At 66.3% G+C, this 22,283-nt stretch carries 21 protein-coding genes; 13 read left to right on the top strand and 8 right to left on the bottom strand.

The features are described 5' to 3' along the window. The first annotated feature begins 172 nt into the window (after nucleotides 1-172). From DMB42_RS19900 to DMB42_RS19860, 8 genes are all read left to right on the top strand, one after another. Nucleotides 173-952 carry a hypothetical protein gene (locus tag DMB42_RS19900; protein ID WP_125636492.1) on the top strand — a complete coding sequence of 260 codons (780 nt, stop codon included), beginning with the start codon at nucleotides 173-175 and terminating at the stop codon, nucleotides 950-952. 285 nt (nucleotides 953-1,237) lie between these two features. Further along, nucleotides 1,238-1,525, top strand: a complete 288-nt coding sequence (locus DMB42_RS19895) for a pilin (protein WP_125636491.1) — start codon at nucleotides 1,238-1,240, stop codon at nucleotides 1,523-1,525. Between the two features lies 1 nt (nucleotide 1,526). Continuing rightward, nucleotides 1,527-3,113: a hypothetical protein gene (locus tag DMB42_RS53280; protein ID WP_185844756.1), complete on the top strand. Its 1,587-nt coding sequence runs from the start codon at nucleotides 1,527-1,529 to the stop codon at nucleotides 3,111-3,113. Beyond that, entirely contained in the window at nucleotides 3,097-4,071 is a 975-nt protein-coding gene (locus tag DMB42_RS19880) for a PrgI family mobile element protein (protein ID WP_185844755.1), read from the top strand. Before DMB42_RS53280 ends, DMB42_RS19880 begins: the two co-directional genes overlap by 17 nt. Beyond that, the gene (locus DMB42_RS19875; protein ID WP_125636488.1) at nucleotides 4,071-5,792 is read left to right on the top strand and encodes a VirB4 family type IV secretion system protein; all 1,722 of its coding nucleotides are present in this window, start codon (nucleotides 4,071-4,073) and stop codon (nucleotides 5,790-5,792) included. Before DMB42_RS19880 ends, DMB42_RS19875 begins: the two co-directional genes overlap by 1 nt. Next, nucleotides 5,789-8,134, top strand: a complete 2,346-nt coding sequence (locus DMB42_RS19870) for a type IV secretory system conjugative DNA transfer family protein (protein WP_125636487.1) — start codon at nucleotides 5,789-5,791, stop codon at nucleotides 8,132-8,134. Before DMB42_RS19875 ends, DMB42_RS19870 begins: the two co-directional genes overlap by 4 nt. Beyond that, nucleotides 8,131-9,039, top strand: coding sequence for a replication-relaxation family protein (locus DMB42_RS19865; RefSeq protein WP_125636486.1), 909 nt, complete (start codon nucleotides 8,131-8,133; stop codon nucleotides 9,037-9,039). The genes DMB42_RS19870 and DMB42_RS19865 overlap by 4 nt, the downstream gene beginning before the upstream one ends. Then, the gene (locus DMB42_RS19860; RefSeq protein ID WP_185844754.1) at nucleotides 9,036-9,986 is read left to right on the top strand and encodes a bifunctional lytic transglycosylase/C40 family peptidase; all 951 of its coding nucleotides are present in this window, start codon (nucleotides 9,036-9,038) and stop codon (nucleotides 9,984-9,986) included. Before DMB42_RS19865 ends, DMB42_RS19860 begins: the two co-directional genes overlap by 4 nt. Nucleotides 9,987-10,094: 108 nt before the next feature. Here the strand turns inward: DMB42_RS19860 and DMB42_RS19855 are convergent, their stop codons facing one another. From DMB42_RS19855 to DMB42_RS19845, 3 genes are all read right to left on the bottom strand, one after another. Further along, nucleotides 10,095-10,433: a hypothetical protein gene (locus DMB42_RS19855; RefSeq protein ID WP_125636484.1), complete on the bottom strand. Its 339-nt coding sequence runs from the start codon at nucleotides 10,431-10,433 to the stop codon at nucleotides 10,095-10,097. A gap of 38 nt (nucleotides 10,434-10,471) precedes the next feature. After that, a complete protein-coding gene (locus DMB42_RS19850) occupies nucleotides 10,472-11,404 on the bottom strand; it encodes a hypothetical protein (RefSeq protein WP_125636483.1) in 933 nt (310 codons plus the stop codon). Between the two features lie 915 nt (nucleotides 11,405-12,319). Further along, complete coding sequence (locus DMB42_RS19845) at nucleotides 12,320-13,348, bottom strand: bacterial transcriptional activator domain-containing protein (RefSeq protein WP_185844753.1); 1,029 nt, start codon at nucleotides 13,346-13,348, stop codon at nucleotides 12,320-12,322. A 258-nt stretch (nucleotides 13,349-13,606) separates the two neighbouring features. Here DMB42_RS19845 and DMB42_RS19840 point away from each other — a divergent pair, with 258 nt between their 5' ends. Together DMB42_RS19840 and DMB42_RS19835 are read left to right on the top strand one after the other, a co-directional pair. Then, nucleotides 13,607-14,614 (top strand): helix-turn-helix transcriptional regulator, encoded by a 1,008-nt coding sequence (locus tag DMB42_RS19840; protein ID WP_125636481.1) that lies wholly within the window; start codon nucleotides 13,607-13,609, stop codon nucleotides 14,612-14,614. 135 nt (nucleotides 14,615-14,749) lie between these two features. Next, nucleotides 14,750-16,465, top strand: coding sequence for a S9 family peptidase (locus tag DMB42_RS19835; RefSeq protein ID WP_185844752.1), 1,716 nt, complete (start codon nucleotides 14,750-14,752; stop codon nucleotides 16,463-16,465). 43 nt (nucleotides 16,466-16,508) lie between these two features. On the opposite strand, the gene DMB42_RS19830 is transcribed toward DMB42_RS19835, so the two are convergent. Both DMB42_RS19830 and DMB42_RS53275 read right to left on the bottom strand, forming a co-directional pair. Next, entirely contained in the window at nucleotides 16,509-16,802 is a 294-nt protein-coding gene (locus DMB42_RS19830; RefSeq protein WP_125636479.1) for a hypothetical protein, read from the bottom strand. A gap of 68 nt (nucleotides 16,803-16,870) precedes the next feature. Next, nucleotides 16,871-17,446 (bottom strand): ATP-binding protein, encoded by a 576-nt coding sequence (locus tag DMB42_RS53275; protein ID WP_185844751.1) that lies wholly within the window; start codon nucleotides 17,444-17,446, stop codon nucleotides 16,871-16,873. A 159-nt stretch (nucleotides 17,447-17,605) separates the two neighbouring features. Here DMB42_RS53275 and DMB42_RS19820 point away from each other — a divergent pair, with 159 nt between their 5' ends. After that, nucleotides 17,606-18,934 carry an XRE family transcriptional regulator gene (locus tag DMB42_RS19820; protein ID WP_125636478.1) on the top strand — a complete coding sequence of 443 codons (1,329 nt, stop codon included), beginning with the start codon at nucleotides 17,606-17,608 and terminating at the stop codon, nucleotides 18,932-18,934. On the opposite strand, the gene cutA is transcribed toward DMB42_RS19820, so the two are convergent. Beyond that, nucleotides 18,897-19,232 carry a divalent-cation tolerance protein CutA gene (gene cutA / locus DMB42_RS19815; protein ID WP_125636477.1) on the bottom strand — a complete coding sequence of 112 codons (336 nt, stop codon included), beginning with the start codon at nucleotides 19,230-19,232 and terminating at the stop codon, nucleotides 18,897-18,899. The two genes, DMB42_RS19820 and cutA, sit on opposite strands and share 38 nt — an antisense overlap. Before the next feature lie 118 nt (nucleotides 19,233-19,350). Here cutA and DMB42_RS19810 point away from each other — a divergent pair, with 118 nt between their 5' ends. Further along, complete coding sequence (locus DMB42_RS19810) at nucleotides 19,351-19,602, top strand: winged helix-turn-helix domain-containing protein (RefSeq protein WP_125636476.1); 252 nt, start codon at nucleotides 19,351-19,353, stop codon at nucleotides 19,600-19,602. Nucleotides 19,603-19,636: 34 nt separating this feature from the next. Then, complete coding sequence (locus DMB42_RS19805) at nucleotides 19,637-20,110, top strand: NUDIX hydrolase (RefSeq protein ID WP_125636475.1); 474 nt, start codon at nucleotides 19,637-19,639, stop codon at nucleotides 20,108-20,110. Between the two features lie 134 nt (nucleotides 20,111-20,244). Here DMB42_RS19805 and DMB42_RS56375 read toward each other — a convergent pair whose 3' ends face one another. Next, a complete protein-coding gene (locus DMB42_RS56375; protein WP_396982854.1) occupies nucleotides 20,245-20,610 on the bottom strand; it encodes a hypothetical protein in 366 nt (121 codons plus the stop codon). 67 nt (nucleotides 20,611-20,677) lie between these two features. Further along, nucleotides 20,678-22,027 (bottom strand): IS481 family transposase, encoded by a 1,350-nt coding sequence (locus DMB42_RS19800; protein ID WP_396983086.1) that lies wholly within the window; start codon nucleotides 22,025-22,027, stop codon nucleotides 20,678-20,680. Nucleotides 22,028-22,283 lie beyond the last annotated feature (256 nt).

The raw sequence follows: 22,283 nt of genomic DNA, 5'->3' as shown, positions 1-22,283 counted from the left end.
TAAAGCTGGAGCACAGCTTCGGAGTCTGGATATCGCCGCAGGTCAGACGGCTTGTGGGAGTCTCTTCGCTAGTTCATGATGTCCGCGCCTCTGCCTTTGGTGTCCCGAGGTTCCCCCATTCGATGGTCGAGATCTGGATCGACCAATCCAGCACAACGTGCGGGGAGAACCCATGGCCATCGACTTTCGGGACACCACAACCTGCAAGACCATGAACGAGAACGCCCTGAGCACGGTACACAGGACGTTCACGCTTCTGATCAACGGTCCGAGCCCACTCTCTGTAGATGGCGACATCATCGGGCATGGTGCGCCTCAGCGCCCGATCGATCTGGATGAGCTGAAGGGGCTGCTGCTCCTGCCAGAGGCCGAAGACGAACTGAAGGACGCCGTCTGGGCGCATTTGGTACGCCGCGCAAGATGCGATGGGCCGGCATGGGTGATCGCCTGCGTGGCGATGGCTATGCCAGGGCTGAAGAATCTCGCTTCACGCACCACGCGCGGCTGCCCCATGCATACGGTCGACGACATCGTCTCGGAGATGGTGACGACCTTCGTCGCGCAGCTCCGTCGGATCGATCTCGACCAGCCGAACATCCTGCCTCGGCTGCTGATGTGGGCAAGGAAGGGCGCGCTTCAGGCTCGGGCGCGTGAGCTCACCTCCAACGAGATCTGCGCCGACGTACCGGAGCCAGTGGCCCTGGATGCCGAGCCGTTCATGGTGCTCGCCGAGGCCGTCCGATGCCATGTGATCACCGCAGACGAGGCGAAGCTGATCAACGCAACTCGCTTGGAGGGCCAAGCGCTGCGGGCGTACGCGGGGCGGATGGGACTACCTGCGGATCGGCTCTACAAGCGGCGGCGGGCTGCCGAGGCACGGTTGGCGCGGGCGATCGAGGAGGGTCAAGTCTCGGTCAGCTGTGAGGGGCTGCCCTCCAATCCCGTGCGCTGATCCGGTGGTTCATCTATGTCAGCCGTGATCACGGCTCAGGGTGGGCTCTCGGGGGGCGGTTACCCGTTCCCATCGAGTTCATCGTCCCTCGTCCTTAGAAGGAGGACACCCATCCCGGCCCGGTCCGGGCTTGTGATCACGGCTGGCTGCCAGCTCAGGACCTCTCGTCGCGGGAGCCATGCCATGAAGCCGTTTCGGCCTTGTCCGTTGTTCGTTGTCCGTGTTCCAGCAGGTACGAGCTGGGCCCGGCGTACTGCCGCTTCAGCGCTCTGGACCGCCGGTTGCGTGGTGGCCGCGCTGACCGTGCCTGGCGTCGCCGAGGCGATGACCAGGCTGGCCTCCGCCTCGCTCGACCAGGTCATCACCAACCTGCGCAACGTGGTGATCGGGCTGCTGGTCGGCCTGGCCACGTTGTTCTTCACCATCGGCGGAGTCCGGTACATCCTGGCCGGCGGTGACCCCGCGGAAGTCGAGGCCGCCAAGAAGACGCTCCGCTACGGAGCGCTCGGGTTCGGGGTGGCGATGCTCGCACCGGTCCTGGTGGAGATCCTTCAGCGGATCGTGGGAGCCTGACGTGGCGGCCCTCACTCGCCTCAGAGTGTTCGGGCTGTTCGCTCTGCCGGCCATCGGTGCGGTGCTCGTCTCCGCGCTGCTCAGTGGACCTGCGGTTGCCGCGCCTTCTACGCCCGGACCGACTTCGACGCCTTACTCCACTCCCGGCCCGGCGCCGTCGCCTTCTGCCGAGACCTCGCCGGCACCGGACTGCGGCTTCATCGATGTGGCGTGCAAGACCCGGCAGGCGGTGGACGAATGGTTCACGCATCTCGTGGAATCTGCGACCCAGCCGGTCTTCGAGATGCTCGGGTCGACAGTGTTGGCGACACCGGAGCTGGACTCCCCCGAGATGGCGCGGGCCAAGCAGCTGTGGGAGGTGTCGCGGACGATTGCGAACACGTGCTTCGTACTGCTCGTGACGGTCGCAGGCGTGATGCTCATGGTCGGACAGGCACTGCCTGGCGGGATCTCGGCACGGCAACTACTGCCCCGGCTCGTGTGGGCGTTTCTGGCCGCGAACCTGAGCCTGATCGCCATCAAGTACGCGATCACTCTCGCAAACGGGCTGAGCCAGGCATTTCTGGCCGACGGAGCCGGCCGAATCGATCCGGAGCTGGTGTTCGACGCGATCAAGAAGGCGGTCCTTACAGGGATCGTCCTCAAGGGCGTGTTCTTCGCGATCGTGGCACTCGTAGTGGTCGTTCTGGCGGTCGGTGTGCTGTTCACCTACATCGTCCGGCTCGCACTCACGATGGTTGTGATCGTGGCGGCGCCCATTGCTCTGATCCTGCATGCGCTGCCGATGACCGAGGGGATCGCTCGGCTGTGGTGGCGGGCGTTTGCCGGGCTGCTGGCGATTCAAATGTGCCAGTCGCTTGTGCTCGTCACGGCGCTGCAAATGTTGTTCTCAGCCAACCCCGCTGACGACGACTCGTTCTGGATCCCGAGCACGGCGGACATGACAGACCTGCTCATGGCCATATGCCTGCTGTTCGTCCTGCTCAAAATCCCCGGGTGGGTCGCGCGGACCATCTGGCAGGCGAGCAAGCCCCGGGCACTCTCACGGCTGGTGAAGTCCCTGATCGTCTATCGCGGGCTCAACATGCTGCTCGGTAAGGGGTTCGCCGCCGCCCGCGCAGCGCGTCGTCCCAAGCCGCCAAAACCGCCCACCCCACCCAGCGGAGGCGGAGGCGGCGGGCCCAGTGGTCCTCCTGGTGGAGGTCCAGGCGGTGGTCCCAATAGGCGGGGGCCGAACGCTGGCGGGCCACGTCCGGGGATGCCACGTCATCCGCGTCGTCCGCCGGGGACGGCCGCCGGTGGCCGGGCTGGCGGCGGGAACGCGCGGGTCCATCGTTCATCCCCTGTCGACCGCCCCGCGCGTCCCTACGGGCCGGATGGGGGAGCCGGGAATCCCATGCCCAACGACCCCGGGCAGCCGCGACGGCGTTACCAACCCATCGTTCGACGCGACCGGCCGCCGAATGGTACTGCGCCGTCCGCATCACCGACACCTCGTCGTTCACCTCAGCGCCTGTCACAAGTCGTATTGCGGCTCCAAGCGCCTCGTCTGCAGCGAAAGGCGGCACGCTGTGCGCCACACAAGTAAGGAACGGCTGGTCGCGAAGATCCCCACCGATGTGGAAATGCCGGACAAACTCTTCGCGAATCTCACCGTTCGACAAGTCGCGATCCTCGCCGGGACGGGTGTGCTGGCGGCCTGGGTGTACCTCGTGGCTGGTGACCGGCTGCCCGTCCCGGTGCTCGTCGCGATCGTCCTGCCGGTGGTCGCCTGCGGGTGTGCACTGGCACTCGGCAGGCGGGACGGGCTCAGCCTCGACCGGCTCGTCCTTCACGCCTTCGCTTACCTGCGGCGGGATCGCAAGCTGGTCACAACGGAGGAAGGCGTCCTCCCGCCTCCGGCCTGGTGCCGAGTCCGAGGCCGGCTGCCCGGTGGGCTGCGGCTCCCGGTCCGGGCGATCCGCGAGGACGGGGTCATGGAGCTGGCCGAAGGCGGGACCGCGGCTGTCGTCCGAGCCGGGACCGTGGCGTTTGGGCTGCGGACGGCTGAGGAGCAGGCGGCGCTGGTCGGGGTGTTCGCCGGGTGGCTGAACTCGCTGGATGCGCCCGTGCAGATCCTCCTGCAGGCGCGTCCGGTTGACCTATCCGATCTCGCCGACATGGTCATTCACACGGCCGGGCGTCTGGCCGATCCCGCGCTTGAACAGGCAGCCCGCCAGCACGCCGAGTTCCTCACCGAACTGAGCACCACCCGAGATCTACTGACTCGCGATGTCCTGATCGTCGTTCGCCACCAGGACGGCGAACAGCCCTCCGGGTGGGTGCGAAAGTCCCGGCGTACGGCTCGGCGGGGCAGCTCGGCGGCGATCGTGACGCGTCGTGCCGAGGAGGCCGTGCGCTCTCTGCTCGGCCTCGGCGTACATGCCTCGGTCGTGGGTGCCGAAGACGCCCGTGACCTGCTCGTACGGTCGCTGTCGCCTCGTCGTCCGGAACCGGTCGGCATCGCCCGACCGGATGAGCTGATCACCCTTGGAGATGAGACTTGATGAGGATCACCCGACTCGCCGGCGACACCGCTGAGCTGGCCCGCACTGCCGCCGCATTGCCCGGCCCATCATCGTTGAAGGTCAACGCCCGCTCGGTCGAGTTCTCGGACGGGGTGTGCGCGTCGTTCGCAATCGCGGGGTACCCGCGAGAAGTTGGCGCAGGCTGGCTCGAACCGCTGACTGGGTATCCAGGTCATCTCGACGTGTCCCTGCACATCGAGCCGGTCCCTCCGCTGATCGCCGCCCAGCGTCTACGCCGACAGCTCGCCCGCCTGGAGTCCGCCTCCGCAGGCGCCCGGACGCCGGACTTCGCAGCCGAGGCCGCTGCCGACGACGCCGCTGAGCTGGCCGCGTCCCTCGCCAGGGGGCACGGCCGCCTGTTCCGTGTCGGTCTCTACCTCACTGTTCACGCCGCGGATGCCGACGAGTTGGATGCGGAGGTCCAGCACGTCAAGGCGTTGGCGGCCTCACTGCTGCTCGACGCACACCAGACGACGTTCCGGGCCATGCAGGGATGGACCGCCACGCTTCCACTCGGCACCGACACGCTCAAGACGCGCCGAACCTTCGACACCTCAGCGCTCGCGGCGGCCTTCCCGTTCGCCTCGCCGGATCTGCGGCCCCGGCTCGGCGAGACGCCGGTGCTGTTCGGGCTCAATATCTACTCCTCTGGAGTCGTGCTGTGGGATCGGTTCGCGCACGACAACTACAACTCCGTGACGATCGCCCGGTCTGGGGCGGGCAAGTCGTACTTCACCAAGCTGGAGGTTCTGCGGCTGCTGTTCCATCAGGTCGAGGTCTGTGTCGTCGATCCGGAGGACGAATACCGCCGCCTGTCGGACGCCGTCGGAGGAACCGTCCTCGGTCTTGGCACACCAGGTGTGTGCTTCAACCCCTTCGACCTGCCTGCCTCTGCAGAAGGCGATGCGCTCGACCGGCGGGCGATGTTCTTCCAAACCCTTGTGGCGACCATGCTGGGCGAACCGCTCACTGCCACGACAAAGGCCGTACTGGACAAGGCGGTAATCGCCACGTACGCGGCACATGGCATCACCTCAGACCAGCGCACGTGGAAGCGTCCTGCACCGCTGCTCGCCGACCTGGTGACGATGCTGGATGCCACTGACGCTCCGGAGGCGTCCCAGCTGGCCGCGAGACTTGCCCCGTACGTGTCCGGTTCCTATCGGAGCTTGTTCGCCGGTCCGACCACAACTCGCCCGGACGGCCACTTGATCGTGTTCTCCTTGCGGGACTTGCCCGAGGAAACCCGGCCGGTTGGGATGCTCCTGGCGCTCGACGCGATCTGGCGGCGCGTGTCCAACCCCGCCGACCGGCGCCGCCGCCTGGTCGTGGTCGACGAGGCATGGACGCTCATGCGCGAGAACGAAGGCGCGAGGTTCCTCTACCGGCTCGCCAAGTCCGCCCGCAAGCACTGGACCGGCCTCGCCGTCGTCACTCAGGACGCCGCCGATCTACTCGGCTCCGATCTCGGCAAGGCCGTGGTTTCCAACGCAAGTACGCAGGTCTTGCTGCGGCAAGCTCCGCAGGCCATCGACGAGATCACCGCCGCCTTCGACCTCACCGAAGGGGAACGGCTCTTCCTGCTGTCGGCCGGCCAGGGAGAGGGCTTGGTCTGCGGAGGCGTTGGAGATCGTGCCGCCTTCGTCGCTGTCGCAAGCGCGTCTGAGCATGCCCTCGCCACCACGGACCCAGCCGAATGACCCTTCATCCAGAGCTCTGGGGAACCGTGATCGGTGGTGCCGTCGCTCTGAGCACGGCCGAAGCCATCCTCTGGCGGTGGCGCAACGTGCGCTTCGCCCGTAACGCTCGGTCGGTCGAGATCGCGGTACCACCGCAGGTCGAGTCCGGCAGCGCGGCTGCCTGGTGGTCACAGGTGATGGGGCTGACCGCACCGCGCTGGAAGCGCCTCCTGTTCGGCCAGCCTCATCTGGCCTGGGAGTACGTGGCCGATGCTGCCAGCGTTCGGGTGCAGCTGTGGGTGCCGGGACTCGTACCGCCTGGACTGGTGGAGAAGGCGGTCCGGTCGGCCTGGCCTGGCGCGACTGCGACCACCCGTCCGGCTGCCCCTCCCACCCCGCGCGGTGCCACGACGGCCCGGGGCCGAATGGTTCTGGCTCGGCCCGACCACTATCCGCTCACGACCGCGCATGGCAATGATCCGCTGCGCGCGCTCCTCGGGGCTTTGTCGGGGCTACGTCAAGGTGAGCATGCCGCCGTCCAAGTTCTAGTCCGCCCAGTGACAGGACGGCGGCTATCAGCCGCACACCGCGCCGCTTCCGCACTGAGGAACGGCAGGTCGAGCAGCCTCCGCACCGACTTGTTCGACCTCATCACACCCGGCGGCCTCAACCGTGCCCGGCCTGGTGAGCTGTCTCGGATATTCCCCGAGCGTGCCGAGGAGATCCGCGTCATCCTCGCCAAGGCGAATCAGCCGCGCTTCGCCGTCCAGGTCTCCTATGCGGTCACAAGTGATCGACGCGAGGCCCGGAACCGCCTCCGCGGTCGCGCCCACGAGATCGCCGCCACCTTCGCGCTCTACGCCTCCGGCCACCAGTATTTGCGTCGCCTACGCGGCCTGGACTTTCCCGGCCGCATGTCCAACCGCCGCATGAACTCCGGCTACCTCCTGGGCGTCGACGAGCTGGCCGCGCTCGCCCACCTGCCCTACGACCAGGCCGCCCCCGGCATCGCCCGAGCCGGAGCCCGGCCCATCCCGCCCGCACCCGACGTCCCCACGTACGGCCAGGACGTCCGCGTCCTGGGTGATGCCGAAACTGGCCACCCGCGCCCTGTGGGGGTCACCGTGGCCTCGGCGCGCCAGCACCTACATGTCCTCGGACAAACCGGTGTCGGCAAGTCCACCTTCCTGGCCAACCTCATCCTCTCTGACGCCCACGCCGGCCGAGGCGTCCTCGTCATCGATCCCAAAGGTGACCTGATCGACGACGTACTCGATCGCCTACCTGAACGCGCCATCAAACGGACGGTCCTCTTCGACCCCGCTGAACCTGGCAATCCGCCCTGCTTCAATGTCCTCGCCGGACCGGACCCGGCGTTTGCCGTCGACTCGATCGTCACGATCTTTCATCGCTGTTTCGCCTCGTCCTGGGGTCCACGTCTGGACGACCTCATGCGCTCGGCCTGTCTCACTCTCGTACGGACACAACGCAACCGCGCGACACTGACCGACGTCCCCAAACTCCTCACTGACACCCCGTTCCGCGCCCGGATCGTCGGTCAGCTCGACGACGAACTGCTACGAGGCTTCTGGTCCGCGTACGACGAGCTGTCACCCGCCGCCCGCGCCTCGGTGATCAGCCCTGTCATGAACAAACTCCGGGCCGTCCTCCTGCGCCCGTTCGTCCGCGACGCCCTGTCCGGCGGAACCTCCACGTTTGACCTGGCCCGCACCTTGGACACCGGCGGCTTGGTCCTTGCCCGACTACCCAAGGGCGTCCTTGGCGAGGACGCCGCGCGCCTCTTCGGCTCGCTCCTCCTCGCGCACACCTGGCAGGCCATCACTCCCCGGGTCCGCCTGCCGGAGCACGAACGCCGAGATGCCGCCGCCTACATCGACGAGGCCCAGAACTTCCTCAACATGCCCATCTCCGTGAGCGACCTCCTGGCCGAGGCACGCGCGTACCGCTTCTCCCTGACGCTCGCCCACCAGCACCTGTCCCAGCTCCCCAGAGACCTCCGCGAAGCCGTCTCCGCCGACGCGCGCAACAAGGTCTACTTCACCGCCTCTCCGGAAGACGCCCACGATCTGGCTCGCCACGTCGGTCCAGTACTCACCGCACACGACCTGTCCCACCTGGGCGCGTACCAAGCCGCCGGACGAGTCATCACCGGCAAAGGAGGCCCGTCGCCAGCCTTCACCTTCCGCACCCGTCCCCTCCCCGACCTCATCCCCGGCCGTCAGGAAGCCGTCCGGGCCGCCTCCCGGGCCGCATTCGCCCGTCCCGAGACCACCGCTGCGAGCAAACCGAAGCTCCGTATCTCGACCGACCCACGCCGAACCCACGAGGAGGGCACTAAATGACCCGACCGAACTCACCTCGCCGGCTACAGCCTTCCCGGCACCAGCGCACCCGCGTCAGTCAGGCCCTCGTCGCCGACCTCGCCGAACGCCTCACCCCACGAGACGCCGAGATCCTCGACGCCGTCTGGGAACACCGCGTTCTCACCACCGACCAACTCACCGCCATCTTCTTCCCCAGCATCCACCGCGCCCGCCACCGCCTCTTGGACCTCTATGAACTACGTGCCCTGGACCGCTTCCGCCCCTGGGCCCCGACCGGAAGCCGCCCCTGGCACTGGATACTCGGCACCACCGGCGCCCACCACCTGGCCGCCCAGCGCGGCATCACTCCCGCTGAGCTCCGCTACCGCCCCGATTCGGCCGGCGCGATCGCCTTCTCGTCCCGGCTGACTCACCAGATAGGCGTGAACGAGTTCTTCGCCCAACTGCACGCCACGGCCCGTCGCCGAGCTGACGAATCCGAAGTCGCCGAATGGTGGCCCGAACGCCGGTGCACCGCCCTCTGGGGCGATCTCGCCCGCCCCGACGCCTTCGGCCGCTGGACCGAGCCCGCTTCAACCGGCCAGCCGGACACAATCGACTTCTTCCTCGAACATGACACCGGCACTGAGCCACTGTCCCGCGTCCTGGCCAAACTCGACGGGTACGCCGCTCTGACCGAAGCAACCGGCATCACGACACCCGTGCTCTTCTGGCTCCCGAACCCCACCCGTGAAGCGAACTTCCGTCGGCTCCTGAGCGCCCCCGACGTGCCCGTCGCCACAGCCGTACACACGCGGCCAACGGCCGTGGACGGCCCGGCAGGGCCCGTATGGCTACCAGCGGGATCAACCGGTCCCCGCCACCGCTTGATCGCCCTACGGGGCGCGTGGGGCACCGCTGGTCCCAACCGCGTCCCTGCATGATGCCGATCGTCATGGCCACGGCGATCGGGGCGCTCGTCCTGATCGCCGTCCTCCTCAGCGCCATCATGACCCTGCTACCGGGCTACGACGTTCCGAGCGCTCCCTGCGGTACCTCCGCACCCACCAACATCCCGCCCCTCTATCTCGATCTCTACCAGCAGTCCGCCGCTCGCTACGGCGTCCCTTGGTCCGTCTTGGCTGCCGTCGGCAAGGCCGAATCGGACCACGGCCGAGGTCCCGCACCTGGCGTCACCACCGGTAGCAACCACGCCGGAGCAGCGGGACCCATGCAGTTCATGCCAGCTACCTGGCAGTCCTTCGGTGTGGACGGCAACGCGGATGGCATCAAAGACATCTACGACCCCGCCGACGCCATCCCTGCCGCAGCCAGTTTCCTTCGCCACGGTGGCGCCCCAGCCCACCTCAACCAGGCCCTCTTGCGCTACAACCACGACTCCGCCTACGTCACCAAGGTCTTGCGCATCGCCGAGTCTTACGCCGCCCCTGCCTGCGCGCCAGTGCAACTTAGTGGGACGGGACGCGGCTCGGCAGCGACAGCGGCCGCCTCCCACTGGCTCGGCACTCCCTACTCCTACGGAGGCGGCGGACTTGCTGGCCCCACGCTGGGGATTGGGCAAGGCGCGAAGGTGAGAGGCTTCGACTGCTCTGGCCTCGCCCGTTATGCCTGGCACCAGGCCGGAACCACCCTGCCTCGTACCACCGTGGAACAGTGGCACGCCGTCCCCCATATTCCCCCTGGTCGCCAGCAACCCGGAGATCTGGTGTTCTTCCAGGGCTCCGACGGAGGCCCCAACCGTCCCGGGCATGTCGGCCTCGTCCTGGACTCAGACCGCATGATCGAGGCGCCCCGCACCGGCACACGTATCCGCATTAGCCGCTACACCATCCGACGGGACCTCGTCGGCTACGCCCGTCCGGTCGGCTGAATCGCAACGGCAGCCAAACTGCCGCCGAGGTGCCGGGCAGCCCCCTGGAGGTGACGAGCGAGCGGGCGGGGCGACCATGGCCGCCCCGCCCGCATTCGTGCAAGCGCCTCAGATGTCGCCGCCGCGTAGGCGGCACGTGCGTTCGTCGGCCGGGTCCAGGAGGATCGCGGGCAACTTCTCCATTCCCAGGTCGAGAGCACGGTGTATCCGATGCCAGCCGTCGATCACCAGGCGGTTGCCCGGAGGCATTGCGCATGGCAGCGGGACGACCAGGATGGGTTTGGTCAGGTCCACCGTCGTTGCGTGGTTCGGGTCGATGCGGATGAGGTCCTTGACGCCGGTCAACGTCCGGATAGCAGCCGGGCGTACTGGGTGGCGTCGGGCCAGGCGGGTGGCGAGGTCTACATCCCATGCCCACCCCAGGAGGGTGAACATCTCATCGGACATGGTTTCTCCTCTCATGTCAGGGCCACTGGGACCGCTGACTAGGCGTTTTGAGGCTTGGCCGCACGGAAGCGATTGGGACGCTCGCTGACGAGTTCCGCTTCACCGTTGCGGGCGAGGGTGTCCAGGGCGTTCGCGACCGCCCCCGAGGAACGGCTGAGCACCTTCGCGATCTCGTTGGCCGTGAACGCCAGGCTGGGGTGTTTCATCAGGTGGGCGGCGACGTCCGGACGCAGTGGCCGGGATGCACTGCGGTCACCATCCCGTGAGGAACCCCATCCAGCGCTGGCCTTGGCCTGGGCAGTGCGGGCGACCTTTCGTACGTCTGCGGCACCGCTGTAGATGGCCTCCAGACCGGTGGTGAACGCCGCCTCGTCGTCGGTCAAGAGGGCTGCGTAGGTGGTGGTGACGGCATTGAGGAGGTCGGTCAGGGCGCGGCGCCTATCTTCAATCAGGCGGGCCTTGGCCAAGGTCTCGGCAGCCTGCTGCCGACGGGCTTCCTCTTCGGCCTGAGCGCGTGCCAACTCGGCCTCAGCAGCCGCGCGCCGATCGGCCTCCTGTTCAAGGATGCGCATGGCATCCGGGAGGGAAATGGCGGTGGTCGAAGAGTCTTGAGTGGCTGCGTCGGTGGTACCTGGACCTGCCGGGGCCTCGGCGTCGGCAGCCATGTCGGGTATCGGATGGGTGATGCCATCCTGATCACGCACGTCGTCGGTGATGACTGGAGCCCATGTGTCCGGTAGGGCACGGCCTTCCTCGGAACGCCCACCTGGGGTGCGAATTGCGCGGCCAGCCTCGGCGAACGCCGAGAGGGCTTTGGTCGCGGTCGGTCGCGAGACGCCGGCAGCATCGGCGATCATCATGACGGATGCGGTGGGGGTGGCGGTCAGGGCCGCCCATACCTTGGCCGCCGTGCCTTCAGGACGAAATTCGGCCGAGGTGCCGGTCGCCTCGATCCCTGGGTTCGTCGCCATTTATTTCTCCCTCGCTCTGGACTGTGACCCCGTAATTTCCTGGGGTCAAATTCGTTCGTACATGACGACTATTTCTCGACCCAGAACGCAAGGCAAGCCGAATCGGCGGCGCGTCAGTAAAAACAGTGCACTCACGTTCACCCAATTAGGCGACGGGCCGCTAACGATTCCTGCAGCTCAACCACACAGCACAATGGGCAGCCCGCAAGGCCGGACATGAATCACCCAGACCAGATGTTGCGATTGGAGCGGCAGGAGATTATCCGGATTGAATAAGTAGCATCAGATCCACCGAGTTCGCTCCATGGCGAGTTCTCTACTCGTAAGGCGAGTCGGGCGAGCCATCGGTAGCCCGTGCGGCCCCATTCGCCTGCGTCCACGCACCAAGGCAGGGGTGCCGGTCAAGGCGGCAGGCCGAACGGTAGGGCGATCGGCACACCGACCAGCGGGCCCGAGCGACTGAGCGCAAAGTTCGCGCAACGACGGCCCCCCTCCTCCGGAAGCTAGCCTTCTCATGGTGGGCTTGCCCGTAGTCTGAGGGCGTGGGACCAGCCGGATAGCAGCCGGTTGGTCCCACTCTTCGCGGAGGTCGACGCCACTTGGCTCAGCCGAAGTGCACCGCAGCCACTCCGGGAAACGGCCTCGCAGCCGCGTACTGCGGCAAGTACGCGGCCGCGAGTCCTCCCTCCGATGCCTGCGTCCATCAATGACGCTGTGCAGCGAGGGCGCCAGAGCCGGCTGGGTTACTTACCTCCGCGATCCCGCCGACTCAACCCGTAATAAACGCATGATGAGCGCACCCCTTTCGACTCTGCAGAGAGTAGGCCGTGCGCGTCTACGCACGGCCTATATAAGGAATCACCTCAGCGACCGTCGTCAAGTCGTGGACCAGAAGCCCTGCAGCGGTTCGATTTCTCAAGTGAAGTCAGTAACCCTGCTGTAGAGCTGCTCTGTTTGAGAGGACGGCTTTCTGCCTCGGGCGCGCAGCTGCTCGCGCAGCTCGTCATAGCAGTAATGAATGGCTTGGGGCCTGCCGACGCGGGCGTAGACCTCCATTCGCCTGCGGTACAGATGTTCGGCAGTGCCGTCGAGTTCAGTGGCGCGTTCGAGATAACCAATCTCGACTTCGGGCTGCTCCTCCAAGTCGGCGAGTTGGGCGAGAGCTTGGACAACGGCACGGCTCAGAGCGTCCGCCGCGTTCCGCGCCCAACCATGCGGCACGTCAGGGAGGTACCGGCCGGTGTAGAGGTCGGTGGCGGCGATCAGCGCGGCGGTCTTCTCCGAACCCTTAGCCCGAGCCTCGGCGGCGAGAAGGTCACGGATCTGCCAGACGTCGCAGGTGTAGAGGTCCGGGTTGATCCGATATCCGGTGCCACCGATGAACTGGATGACGATCCGCCCGTAGTTGCCGGGCATGCCGAGCGCCTCGCACATCTTGGCGCGCGTCGCCTTGAGAAGGCCGGCGAACCGGTCATTCGGGGACTCTGCTTCGGGCCAGAGCTTGTTACCGGCAGCGGCCTTGGTGAGCAGAGAGGAGCGGTGCTCAGCGAGCAGACCGAGGAGGGCCCAGGTGTCGGCGCCCCAACCTCCCGCCGTACGGTTACCCCCTTCGATGACGCACTGGCCTACAAGGCGGATCAGACCCCGCCGGTCAACTGTCGCATTGTGCAGAACGGCCGTTGACCTGGTCATGGCGGCCTGTTCCACCACGGGAGTCGTAGCGGGCGGAATCGACTGGGCGCCCTGGCCCGGGCTCATGCCGCCGGTAGGTCCCGCAGGGATGGAAACCGCCCTTGCATCAAGGCGGACGCCGGCCGGTTGGCGCGCTGTTCGGTTGCGCGAGCCGAATGGGCTGAACGTCACCAGGAGCCCGGCCAGGCTACGTATCGCCCTCGATCGCCCGACCAGTGCCTTCGCCGCCTCTCTAACGAACTGCCGCCGCATGCTGCCTCCCTTGCCGCTCTTGAGCATTCGCACTGATCAGATCGTGCGCAACATCGGAGCAGAGACCCTGAAACTTCTCACGGCGTCTATTGACCAGGGGCAGGTCGTCCAGAGTCACAGGAACGCCTTGCGCAGCGGGGCTCTGGGGCCACTGAACGCGGCGATGAAAACCCACCATCGCGTGGAACCACTCACCCTCGACACGGCCCTCGAAGCGTCATCACGTTAAGCAGCGAACCCACTACCCTCTGTCTGGGGGTGTCAGTGGACGGGCAGAATCAGATCAACGCACAGCGCCTACTGGCGGGTGTCGTTCCGGACGAGATCTTCGCGTCGTACTCCAAGCTGCTCGCGGAGGACGGCTGCCGGGAGAGCGACGCTGCGTCCTTGCTTGGGAGCAATGAGCAGGTGGCGGAGCTGACCGCCCGCGGGATGGCACATCTGCGGCCGGACGGTCCACTGCTGCCACCGCGTCTCGTGCCCGCGCCGCCCGAACTCGCACTGCAGGGCGTTCTGTCGGAACTCTCACGCCGGCTCGTCAGTGATCAGGAACGGCTTCTGGCCGGGCACAAGCGACTGGGCGAGTTCCATCAGACGGCCGCCGCGTCCTCTTCGAGCTCTGGCATGGACAGGCTCGTACAGATCGTCACCGATCGGGACGAGATCAGCCGCCTGTCGTACGCGCTCATCAACGCGGCTCGGCACGACTGGCTCACTCTGGACAATTACGTTCTGGAGGCGCCCGTCGAGGACACCACCGGCTATGCGCCGCTACCCGTGTTCGAGGGCCAGGTGCAGTGCCGTGCCATCTACGAGACCCGCTGTGCGGAGCATCCGATCGGCGCGAAGACGATCGAGGCCGCAGTGGCCGCCGGTGAGCAAGCGCGGCTGCTGCCTCGCATCGGCATGAAGATGAAGCTCGCGGACGAAGCGGTCGCACTCCTTCCGCTCACACCCACGGGGATGGGCGGGGCATTGCTCGTTCGCTCCCCGGTCATCGTCGCGGCCCTCCGGGAGTATTTCGAACTGCTCTGGGAGAAGGCGATCCCGTTCGGCAGCACGAAGGCCCCTAGGCCACTCACGCCGGCACAGGCGCAGGTGCTGCAACTGCTCACCCAAGGACTGTCCGACGAGGCGATCGCCCGGCGGATGGACATCAGCGTCAACACCATGCGCAGACACTGGACCGCCATTCGCGATGAGCTGGGTGTGGAGACCCGCTTCGCCGCAGGAGCCGCGGCAGCACGCCGCGGATGGATCGACTGACTCGAGAGGCCTGTCACATTGCCCGGATACCTGGACTTCGTCCCCCAGCAGCGATTCCAACGCACTCTTGCGCTGTCCCCTGACGGCCAGCTGGTTGCCTACTCCAGCCACGCCTCTGGGCACTACGACCTGTGGGTGACGCCCGTCACGGGTGGCGAACCGCGCCGCGTGGCAGGCTTCGACGGCCGAACGGTACGGCAGTTCGCCTGGACGCCCTCGGGTGACAAGTTGGTCTTCAGCGCTGATGAGAACGGGGACGAGCAGTTCCGCCTCTACCTCGTCCCCCTAGAGGGTGGAGAACCGACCGAGATCAGCTCCGGGCCGGACTGCCAACGCATCTTGGCCGAATCGCCATTCGACCCGACCGGCCGCTTCCTGGCCTACACCGCCAACGATCGCAACCCGGCAGACCAAGACCTCATCGTCCACGATCTGGTGGCCGGCAAGCTCCGCCGCTTCACGCCCCCCGAAGGCGTCGCGTTCGAAGCCGTCAGCCTCTCCCCCGACGGCCGCTGGCTCCTGTCGACCGGTTTCCGTTCCAACACCGACATCGCGGTCTACCTCACCGACCTGAACGATTTGAACGCCGAGCCGGGCTGCGTAACATCCGCCCTCGGCGAGGGCGTCTTCGAACCCGGTGCCTGGGCGGCGGATTCCAGCGGCTTCCATCTGCTCACCGATCACTGGAGTGAGTTCACCGCCGCCGCCTTCTACGACCTTGAGGCCAAGTCTCTTCACGCGATCGCCGACCCAAGCTGGGACGTGGAAGCGCTCGACGTCGCCGCAGGAGTTCGTATCTGGTCCGTCAACGAGGCCGGCCGCTCCCGGCTGCACGCCGAGCGCAATGGCTCTCCTCTGCCTCTCCCAGAGATCCCGCCCGGCGTCATCTCCGCACTGTCGCTGGCACCGGACGCCTCTCTCGCGGTCGTCCTGATCGACTCCGCTGCGAGGCCGGCGGAGCTAGCGGTCCTGGACCTGGTCCGCCACGACTTCCGCTACCTCACTGACACCCGCCCCGCGGCCCTACGCGTGATCGACCCCATCGTTCCCGAACTGATCACTTACCCAGCCGGCGATGGGCGCGATGTCCACGCCCTGCTCTACCGTCCGGACGGCCCGGGGCCTCACCCAGTCCTGCTGTCCATCCACGGCGGTCCCGAGGCCCAGGAACGCCCGATCTACGCCCGCTCCGGCCTCTACCAGCATCTCCTCCACCAGGGAATCGCCATCCTGGCTCCCAACTTCGCCGGATCCACCGGCTATGGCACCGCCCATCAAAAGCTCATCTACCGCGACTGGGGCGGCATCGATCTCGATGACCTGAACCAAGGCATCCTCTTCCTTCAGACCCTCGGTTGGCCCGACACCAACCGCCTCGCCGCGATGGGCGCTTCGTACGGCGGCTTCGCTGCCCTCTCCTGCCTGGCCCGTCTTCCCTACTCATGGGCCGCCGGTGTCTCCATCTGCGGCCCCAGTAACCTCGTCACCTTGGCGAAGGCGTCACCGCCCACCTGGAAGACGTTCGTCGCCACCGTCCTCGGCGACCCCGAGACGTGCGCCGAACAGCTTCTGGAGCGCAGCCCGGTCACCCACGCCGACGGCATCACCGCTCCCCTGTTCGTCATCCAGGGTGCCCACGACCCACGCGTCCCACAGGATGAATCCGACCAGATCGTCACCCGCCTACGCGAACGCGGTGTCGAAGTCCGCTACGACATCTATCCCGACGAGGGTCACGGCTTCACCAACCGCGCCAACGAACTCAAGGCGTACGAGGCCATCAGCGCCTTCCTCCACGCTCACCTGATTGCCGCCGACGTTGACAACCCCGAACCGCTGCGCGTGGGATGACAGCACAGCGGTGCCCATCCGCAGGCCGGATGGGCACCGCCGATCACACCGCTGAGAGTTCAGATGTCACCATCGCACTGTCGGTGTTGGCATCGCCCTCCGGTCCACCGACGGCGGGCAGGAGAAGAGACAACGGGTTGAGGCGGTACTCAGCCCGCATTTCCTGGACGTTTTCGGCGACGGCGTCGAGAGCACAGTCGAGGCTGAGGTCGAAGTCGCCGTTCTCGTCGGTACTTGCGTAGACGAAGGCCACGTCGCACATCAGCGCGAACAGTTTCGCCCGCACGTCATCCTCGTACCACGGGTAGAGCTCTTTGAGGACGGTCTCGAAATCCATGTCACCTCTCTTCGTGTGGAGACTTCTCCGTACGTTGGAGGTCGGCCTGATAGCAGCAGGCCGACCACTCATCCCGCTGCGGCTTCCGCGCACTCGGCGTCCCTGGTCTTGAGGTCAAGGTGCACCCAGACCGTGTGCCCGGTCGCCGGGCTCCCGATCTGAGAGAGCTTCACGACGAGATCCCTGACGATCGCGAGCCCGAAGCCGCCTATGGTCAGCTCCCCATTAGCCAGTTGACGATCAACCCGGGGTCGTCCTGCTCCGCCGAGGTCACAGACCCCGAGGTAGGCCATGGGGCCGTTTTCCGGAAGGTACACCTCCACCCCGAACCAGCCTCCGACGTGGCCGGACCGGGTGTGTAGCAGAGCGTTCGTCGCGAGTTCGGACACGATGAGCCCGGCATCGTCCTCGCGCCCTGTTCCGGCGAACAGCGCCTCTACCATGCGCCGGACCTGACCCACCTGATCATGTTCACCGGGGAACACGCACTGCCACACCATCCGATCGGTCCCGCGCATCCATTCCCACCGTTTCGGCGGGTGCATTTTTTCGATCATTCGGGTTGTTTCTCCTGTCGTCGGTGACATCGCATCCAGGTAGACGCGATCGGCCCCATAGGGGCTCGACTCCACATCAGTGGTCAAGTCACCCACTCGATGGGCTCCACGAGTGCGCCCTCGGCTTCGATTCGAGTAGCGAACTGGCTACTGACAGCGAACACCTGCGTGACAGGGCTTGTCAGGAAGAGACTGGAGGAGGTTTCAGGAGGTCCCCCGGCAGTACCGGCGCATAAGTGAGTTCAAATGAGCGAAAATGATGTCAGGCTCGACGGGGCGCGGGACATCCGAACGAAGCGAGTCCGCCGAGCCTGGACACAAAACGAATTGGCACGACAACTTGAACTTGCGGCTGGCCCCGAAACACGCCACACGTTGCCGAGTAGAAGCTCGATCATCCGGGAGATCCGCTTTCATGAAGCCGGAACACATCAGCCGGGCACGCTGTACGCCGAGCTCTACCGACGTGTATGGGCACGGAATCCGGAACCGACGGCCGAAGCGCAAGCGGAGCCGTCCACCGACCACCTGGCTCTGGCCTGGACAGTAGGGAGGCTCAACCACCGCGTGGACCGACGAACCGTCCTGAGCCTGGCCGCGACCGCCACAGCGGGTGCGGCGCTCGATCCCGCCCAACGCCTTATGCGAGCCATCACCGGAGACCACCGGCCAGACGATCCGACAATTACTCACGTCGAAGACCGGACCAGGGGCTTCCACCGGCTCGAAGAGCATATCCCCGGCAAGTCCCTCTACCCAGCGCTGGTCACCCATTTGAACGAAGTCAGCACCCTGCTGGAAAGCCATCTAGCGGACGATCGCCGACACCGGTTGATGGTGGTGGCCGGCGAAGGCGCCATCCTGGCCGCGTGGTTCGCCTGGGAACAGGGAGACGCGCGAATGACGGCCTCGTACACCCAGCTCGCCAACCTCGCCGCGAAGCAGGCAAGCGATCACGCCATCGCCGCGTGCATGGACGGATACCGCTCCTACATGGTGACCGGGAACAGAGCTCGGAGTACTCAGCTCATTCGATCAGGTCTCGACAGGCTCGGCGACGGTGATCCCGCAACGCGGGCATGGCTACTGGCTCGCCTAGCCGAGGAGACAGCGCTCCTGGGGGACCATTGCACCGCGCTGTCCTCGATCCGAGAAGCGGCGGATGTCTATGCGGGTGCCGACTTCAACGCGCGTCCATGGACATGCTTCCTTGACCCGGGACGCTTCGCCTCCATGGCCCTAACCGTCTACTCGCGCCTCAGGCGTCAGGACGACTCCATCGCCGCCATGGAAGAGATCGCCCTCCATCTCGGACCGACGACCGAGATCAAGAAGTTGTGCGTCGTCAAGGCCGAGATGGCACTCGCGCAGTACCGCCTCGGAGACGTCACCGAGGCTGTCATCTGCGCACGCTCCGCCCTCGACGCCACAACTGCGATGGGCTTCCCGCTCGGTTGGGAACGTCTCGACAACGTCGCCACGGAACTCAAGCCCTCACGGACTCAGGTCGCGAGGGAGTTCCGCACCGAGTACGCCGCTACTCGCCCTTCCGGGACACAGTCGTCTCCTCTGTGATCCAGTTGAGGTAGTCAGCGAGGCCGCCCTCGATTGGGACGGCTACGATCTCCGGCGTCTCGTAGGAGTGGGCTTCCCTCACAACCACGACGAGGTCATCAAGTCGGTCCGTAGTGGTCTTCATGAGGATCAAGTACTCGTTGTTCCGCTGGATCTCGCCCTGCCACCAGTAGGTAGAGACGATCGGACCACTGATCTGAGCGCCAGCCGCCACACGGCTCGCAACCGCCACGTCGACGATGTGCTCGGCCTCTTCACGACTGTCAGTGGTCACGTGAACTTCGACATGGCGCGTCATAACACCGAGCGTACGTCCATGCTGATCACATCCTGCTCTCCTCAAGAGGAGTCAACGGTCTTGACGCGATTCAGGCGGCGTGAGGTTCTACGATTGTCCCTTTTCTACCCTTGGGCTTGTGATCGAATTCGAGCCGGACCGTCCCCGCTGGCAGCAGGTCGCCGAAGTCCTCCGCGGGCGCATCAGCAACGGCGAATACCCGCCAAAGTACCTCGTCTCGGAAGTCCGGCTCGTCCAGGAGTTCGGCGTAGCCCGCGACACCATCCGCAAGGCGATCCGCCAACTGCGCGAAGAGGGCCTGATCTACACCGTGCCGAACCTGGGCAGCTTTGTCAGTCCACCCGGCGAAGGTGATCCCGCGAAGAGCTGAGCATCACGGCCATGTCGGAGTACTCTCCCGACACGTGAGCCGCCGCATCGACTACTACAACGACCCAGACGCGCCGCCGCCGAACAGCCTCGTCCCCTCGGTCAACGTGGCCGTCACCAACGAGGCCGGCGCCCTCCTGTTGATCCGCCGCAGCGACAACGACAACTGGGCCTTGCCCGGCGGCGCCATCGACCTCGGCGAGTCCATCCCCGCTGCGGCCATCCGGGAGACTCTGGAAGAAACGGGGATCACCTGCGAGATCACCGGGATCGTCGGCACGTACAGCGACCCCAAGCACGTCATCTTCTACACCAGCAACGGGGAAGCGCGGCAAGAGTTCTCCATCGTGCTCACAGCACGCCCCATCAGCGGTGAACCGACCCCGAGCTCAGAGTCCCGCGAGGTCCAATGGGTAGCACGCGAGGACATCGAGAGCTACCAGATGGATCGGTCAATGCGCATGCGCATCAACCACTACCTCGAGGCAGCCGGCCCGTACATCGGATGAGAGCCGAGACGAGCGGCACGGGCGTCGATCGCGAAGGGTGCCGCGGCAGAGTCGCGAGTCACAAGCATGATCGCCAGTGTCAACCTTCAGTTGATGCTTGACGGTTTGGCATCGGTTGATGCTTCACACCGTGCCTAGATCTCGTAGTCGATATGGCCGCTGGCTCGCAGCCGGTTGACCTCCTTGACGATGGTGCGCGGGTGGACCGACAGCAGCTCGCCCTCGAGCAGCACCCGCAACTGCGTCTCCTCCAGGACCACGGTGACGACCTTGCCCCGGTGCACCTGTCCGACCTGCACCTTGCAGCCGGCCACCTTCAAGCTGCCGTTGCTGGCCACCACCCGCTCCGCCCGCGGGAACCCATCCGGCGCGACCGGCGACGCGCCGGCCAACCGAACGCCATGCAGGCGTCCGCGCTGCGCCGGGGCCAGCGGTGACGGTTTGGTGCGCACCAGCACCCCATCGGCGATCACCTGGACGGTCTGCGCGTCGATCCGCAAGGTCGGCCGGCCAGCGGCAGACCGACACTGAGCAGCTTGCCCGCCAGGCCGACGCAACCGGCGTTGTTCACCTGCCGGTCGACCTCGACCACCGCATCAGCCGGCAACGGCCCGCAGGCAGCGCGTTGGCCGGCAACGCACGACCCGCCCGGCCACCACCGGCCATCAACCGGCCCAGGTCGCCGCTGGTAAGCGTGACCGGGTAGGTCTTGAGCAGCTCCTCGCCGCAGAAGACGTGCATGGTGGTGCTGCTGGCCCAGATGGACACCTGCTGCCCCGCCCGCGCCCGACCCAGCCAGATCTGACGCCCACACGCGCCCAGATTCCCGCTCGGCGGCACCCTCCGCTCGAACTCCACCGCCACCGGCACCGCCCCAACGACCAGCCCGCCGCGCCCTGCCGCCTCGCCTGCCGTGCCGACGCGACCGGCTGCCGATCCCGCAGCCGGCAACGCCTCCAGACCGGGCGGCAGGTGCAACGGCGGCTCCACGCCGGTGGAGCCCTTGCCCTGCACCGGGCCGGTGAACAGACCGGCCGGGACTGCCATGTCCAGCGCCTGATGCGGCCGCACCGTGTTGTAATCGGCCACCCAGGCATCCAGCGCCAACTGCGCCTGCTCCAAACTGTCGAACGGTCCATGGGCGGCCAGGAACTCCTCCCGCACGGTCCGATGCCAACGCTCGACCTTGCCCGTCGTGGTCGGTGAGCGTGGCTTGGTCGTGCGCGCGGTGATCCCGTTCTCCCGGCAGATCCGCTCGAACAGCACCTCACTCGGCCGCGGCTGAGTGAACCTGCCGGTGAACTGCTTGCCGTTGTCCGTGAGCACCTCCTCCGGCACCCCGAACGTCCGCAGCGCCTGCGCGAAAGCCCGGCACACCGCCCGCGCCGAGGCCCGCGTCACCAACTGCGCGATCACCACGAACCGGGAATGATCGTCGATGCCGGAGATCAGCTTCAGCTCCCGGCCATCGATCAGCATCACCCCGCCCATGATGTCCAGCTGCCATAACTCCATCGGCCGCTCACGCTGCCAACGCACATACGACGACCGAGGCCGCCGTCGCGCCCCGGGCACGACCAGCCCGTTCCGCACCAGAATCCGATACAGGGTCACCAGCGACGGCACCGGCACCACATCCCGCCGCTCCAGCTCGTAAGCCAGCCGCTGCGGCCCCCACCGCGGATGCGACCGGCGCAGCTCGCACACCAGCGCCTCCACCGAAGCCGCCGTCCGATGCGGACACGACACCGGCCGATGCGACCGATCAGCCAGCCCACCGTCCCGATACCGGCGCAGCCACGCATGCACCGACTGCCACGACACTCCATGCCGTTCGGCGACCTCGACCACCGGACAGCCCGCCTCTACTTCCAGCACAGCGCGATACCGATGCTCCATGACGCTCAACTCCACCAGCGCCAACCCGACCTCCCAGATGATCGCCACCGATCACCCAGAAACGCAGGTCAGCCGAAGGGGTGTAAAGCATCAACCGAAGCTCAGGTGTCAAGCGTCAACCGGAACAGGACAAGGCATGATCGACGATGTCTGGTCTCACTTGATGCTTGACGCTTTGGCATCGGATGATGCTTGACACTCCTAGCTGATCTTTCGCTTCTTAGTATGCGCCTGAGACTTGATCCGAGTGATCTCCTGGGTGGTGGTTCGGGGC

It is taken from the genome of Nonomuraea sp. WAC 01424, from assembly GCF_003947315.1.
GTDB classification, from domain to species: domain Bacteria; phylum Actinomycetota; class Actinomycetes; order Streptosporangiales; family Streptosporangiaceae; genus Nonomuraea; species Nonomuraea spiralis.
Note: the sequence above shows the minus strand (reverse complement) of the source record. Positions and strands in the feature narration are given on the sequence as shown.

What these genes read in the sequence shown, in the direction of transcription:
- DMB42_RS19865 (WP_125636486.1), top strand. Translation starts at nt 8,131, where the DNA reads ATGACCCGACCGAACTCACCTCGCCGGCTACAGCCTTCCCGGCACCAG.
- DMB42_RS19820 (WP_125636478.1), top strand. Translation starts at nt 17,606, where the DNA reads ATGAGCGAAAATGATGTCAGGCTCGACGGGGCGCGGGACATCCGAACG.
- DMB42_RS19875 (WP_125636488.1), top strand. Translation starts at nt 4,071, where the DNA reads ATGAGGATCACCCGACTCGCCGGCGACACCGCTGAGCTGGCCCGCACT.
- DMB42_RS19855 (WP_125636484.1), bottom strand. Translation starts at nt 10,433, where the DNA reads ATGTCCGATGAGATGTTCACCCTCCTGGGGTGGGCATGGGATGTAGAC.
- DMB42_RS19845 (WP_185844753.1), bottom strand. Translation starts at nt 13,348, where the DNA reads ATGCGGCGGCAGTTCGTTAGAGAGGCGGCGAAGGCACTGGTCGGGCGA.
- DMB42_RS19830 (WP_125636479.1), bottom strand. Translation starts at nt 16,802, where the DNA reads ATGGATTTCGAGACCGTCCTCAAAGAGCTCTACCCGTGGTACGAGGAT.
- DMB42_RS19870 (WP_125636487.1), top strand. Translation starts at nt 5,789, where the DNA reads ATGACCCTTCATCCAGAGCTCTGGGGAACCGTGATCGGTGGTGCCGTC.
- DMB42_RS19860 (WP_185844754.1), top strand. Translation starts at nt 9,036, where the DNA reads ATGATGCCGATCGTCATGGCCACGGCGATCGGGGCGCTCGTCCTGATC.
- DMB42_RS19850 (WP_125636483.1), bottom strand. Translation starts at nt 11,404, where the DNA reads ATGGCGACGAACCCAGGGATCGAGGCGACCGGCACCTCGGCCGAATTT.
- DMB42_RS19900 (WP_125636492.1), top strand. Translation starts at nt 173, where the DNA reads ATGGCCATCGACTTTCGGGACACCACAACCTGCAAGACCATGAACGAG.
- cutA (WP_125636477.1), bottom strand. Translation starts at nt 19,232, where the DNA reads ATGACGCGCCATGTCGAAGTTCACGTGACCACTGACAGTCGTGAAGAG.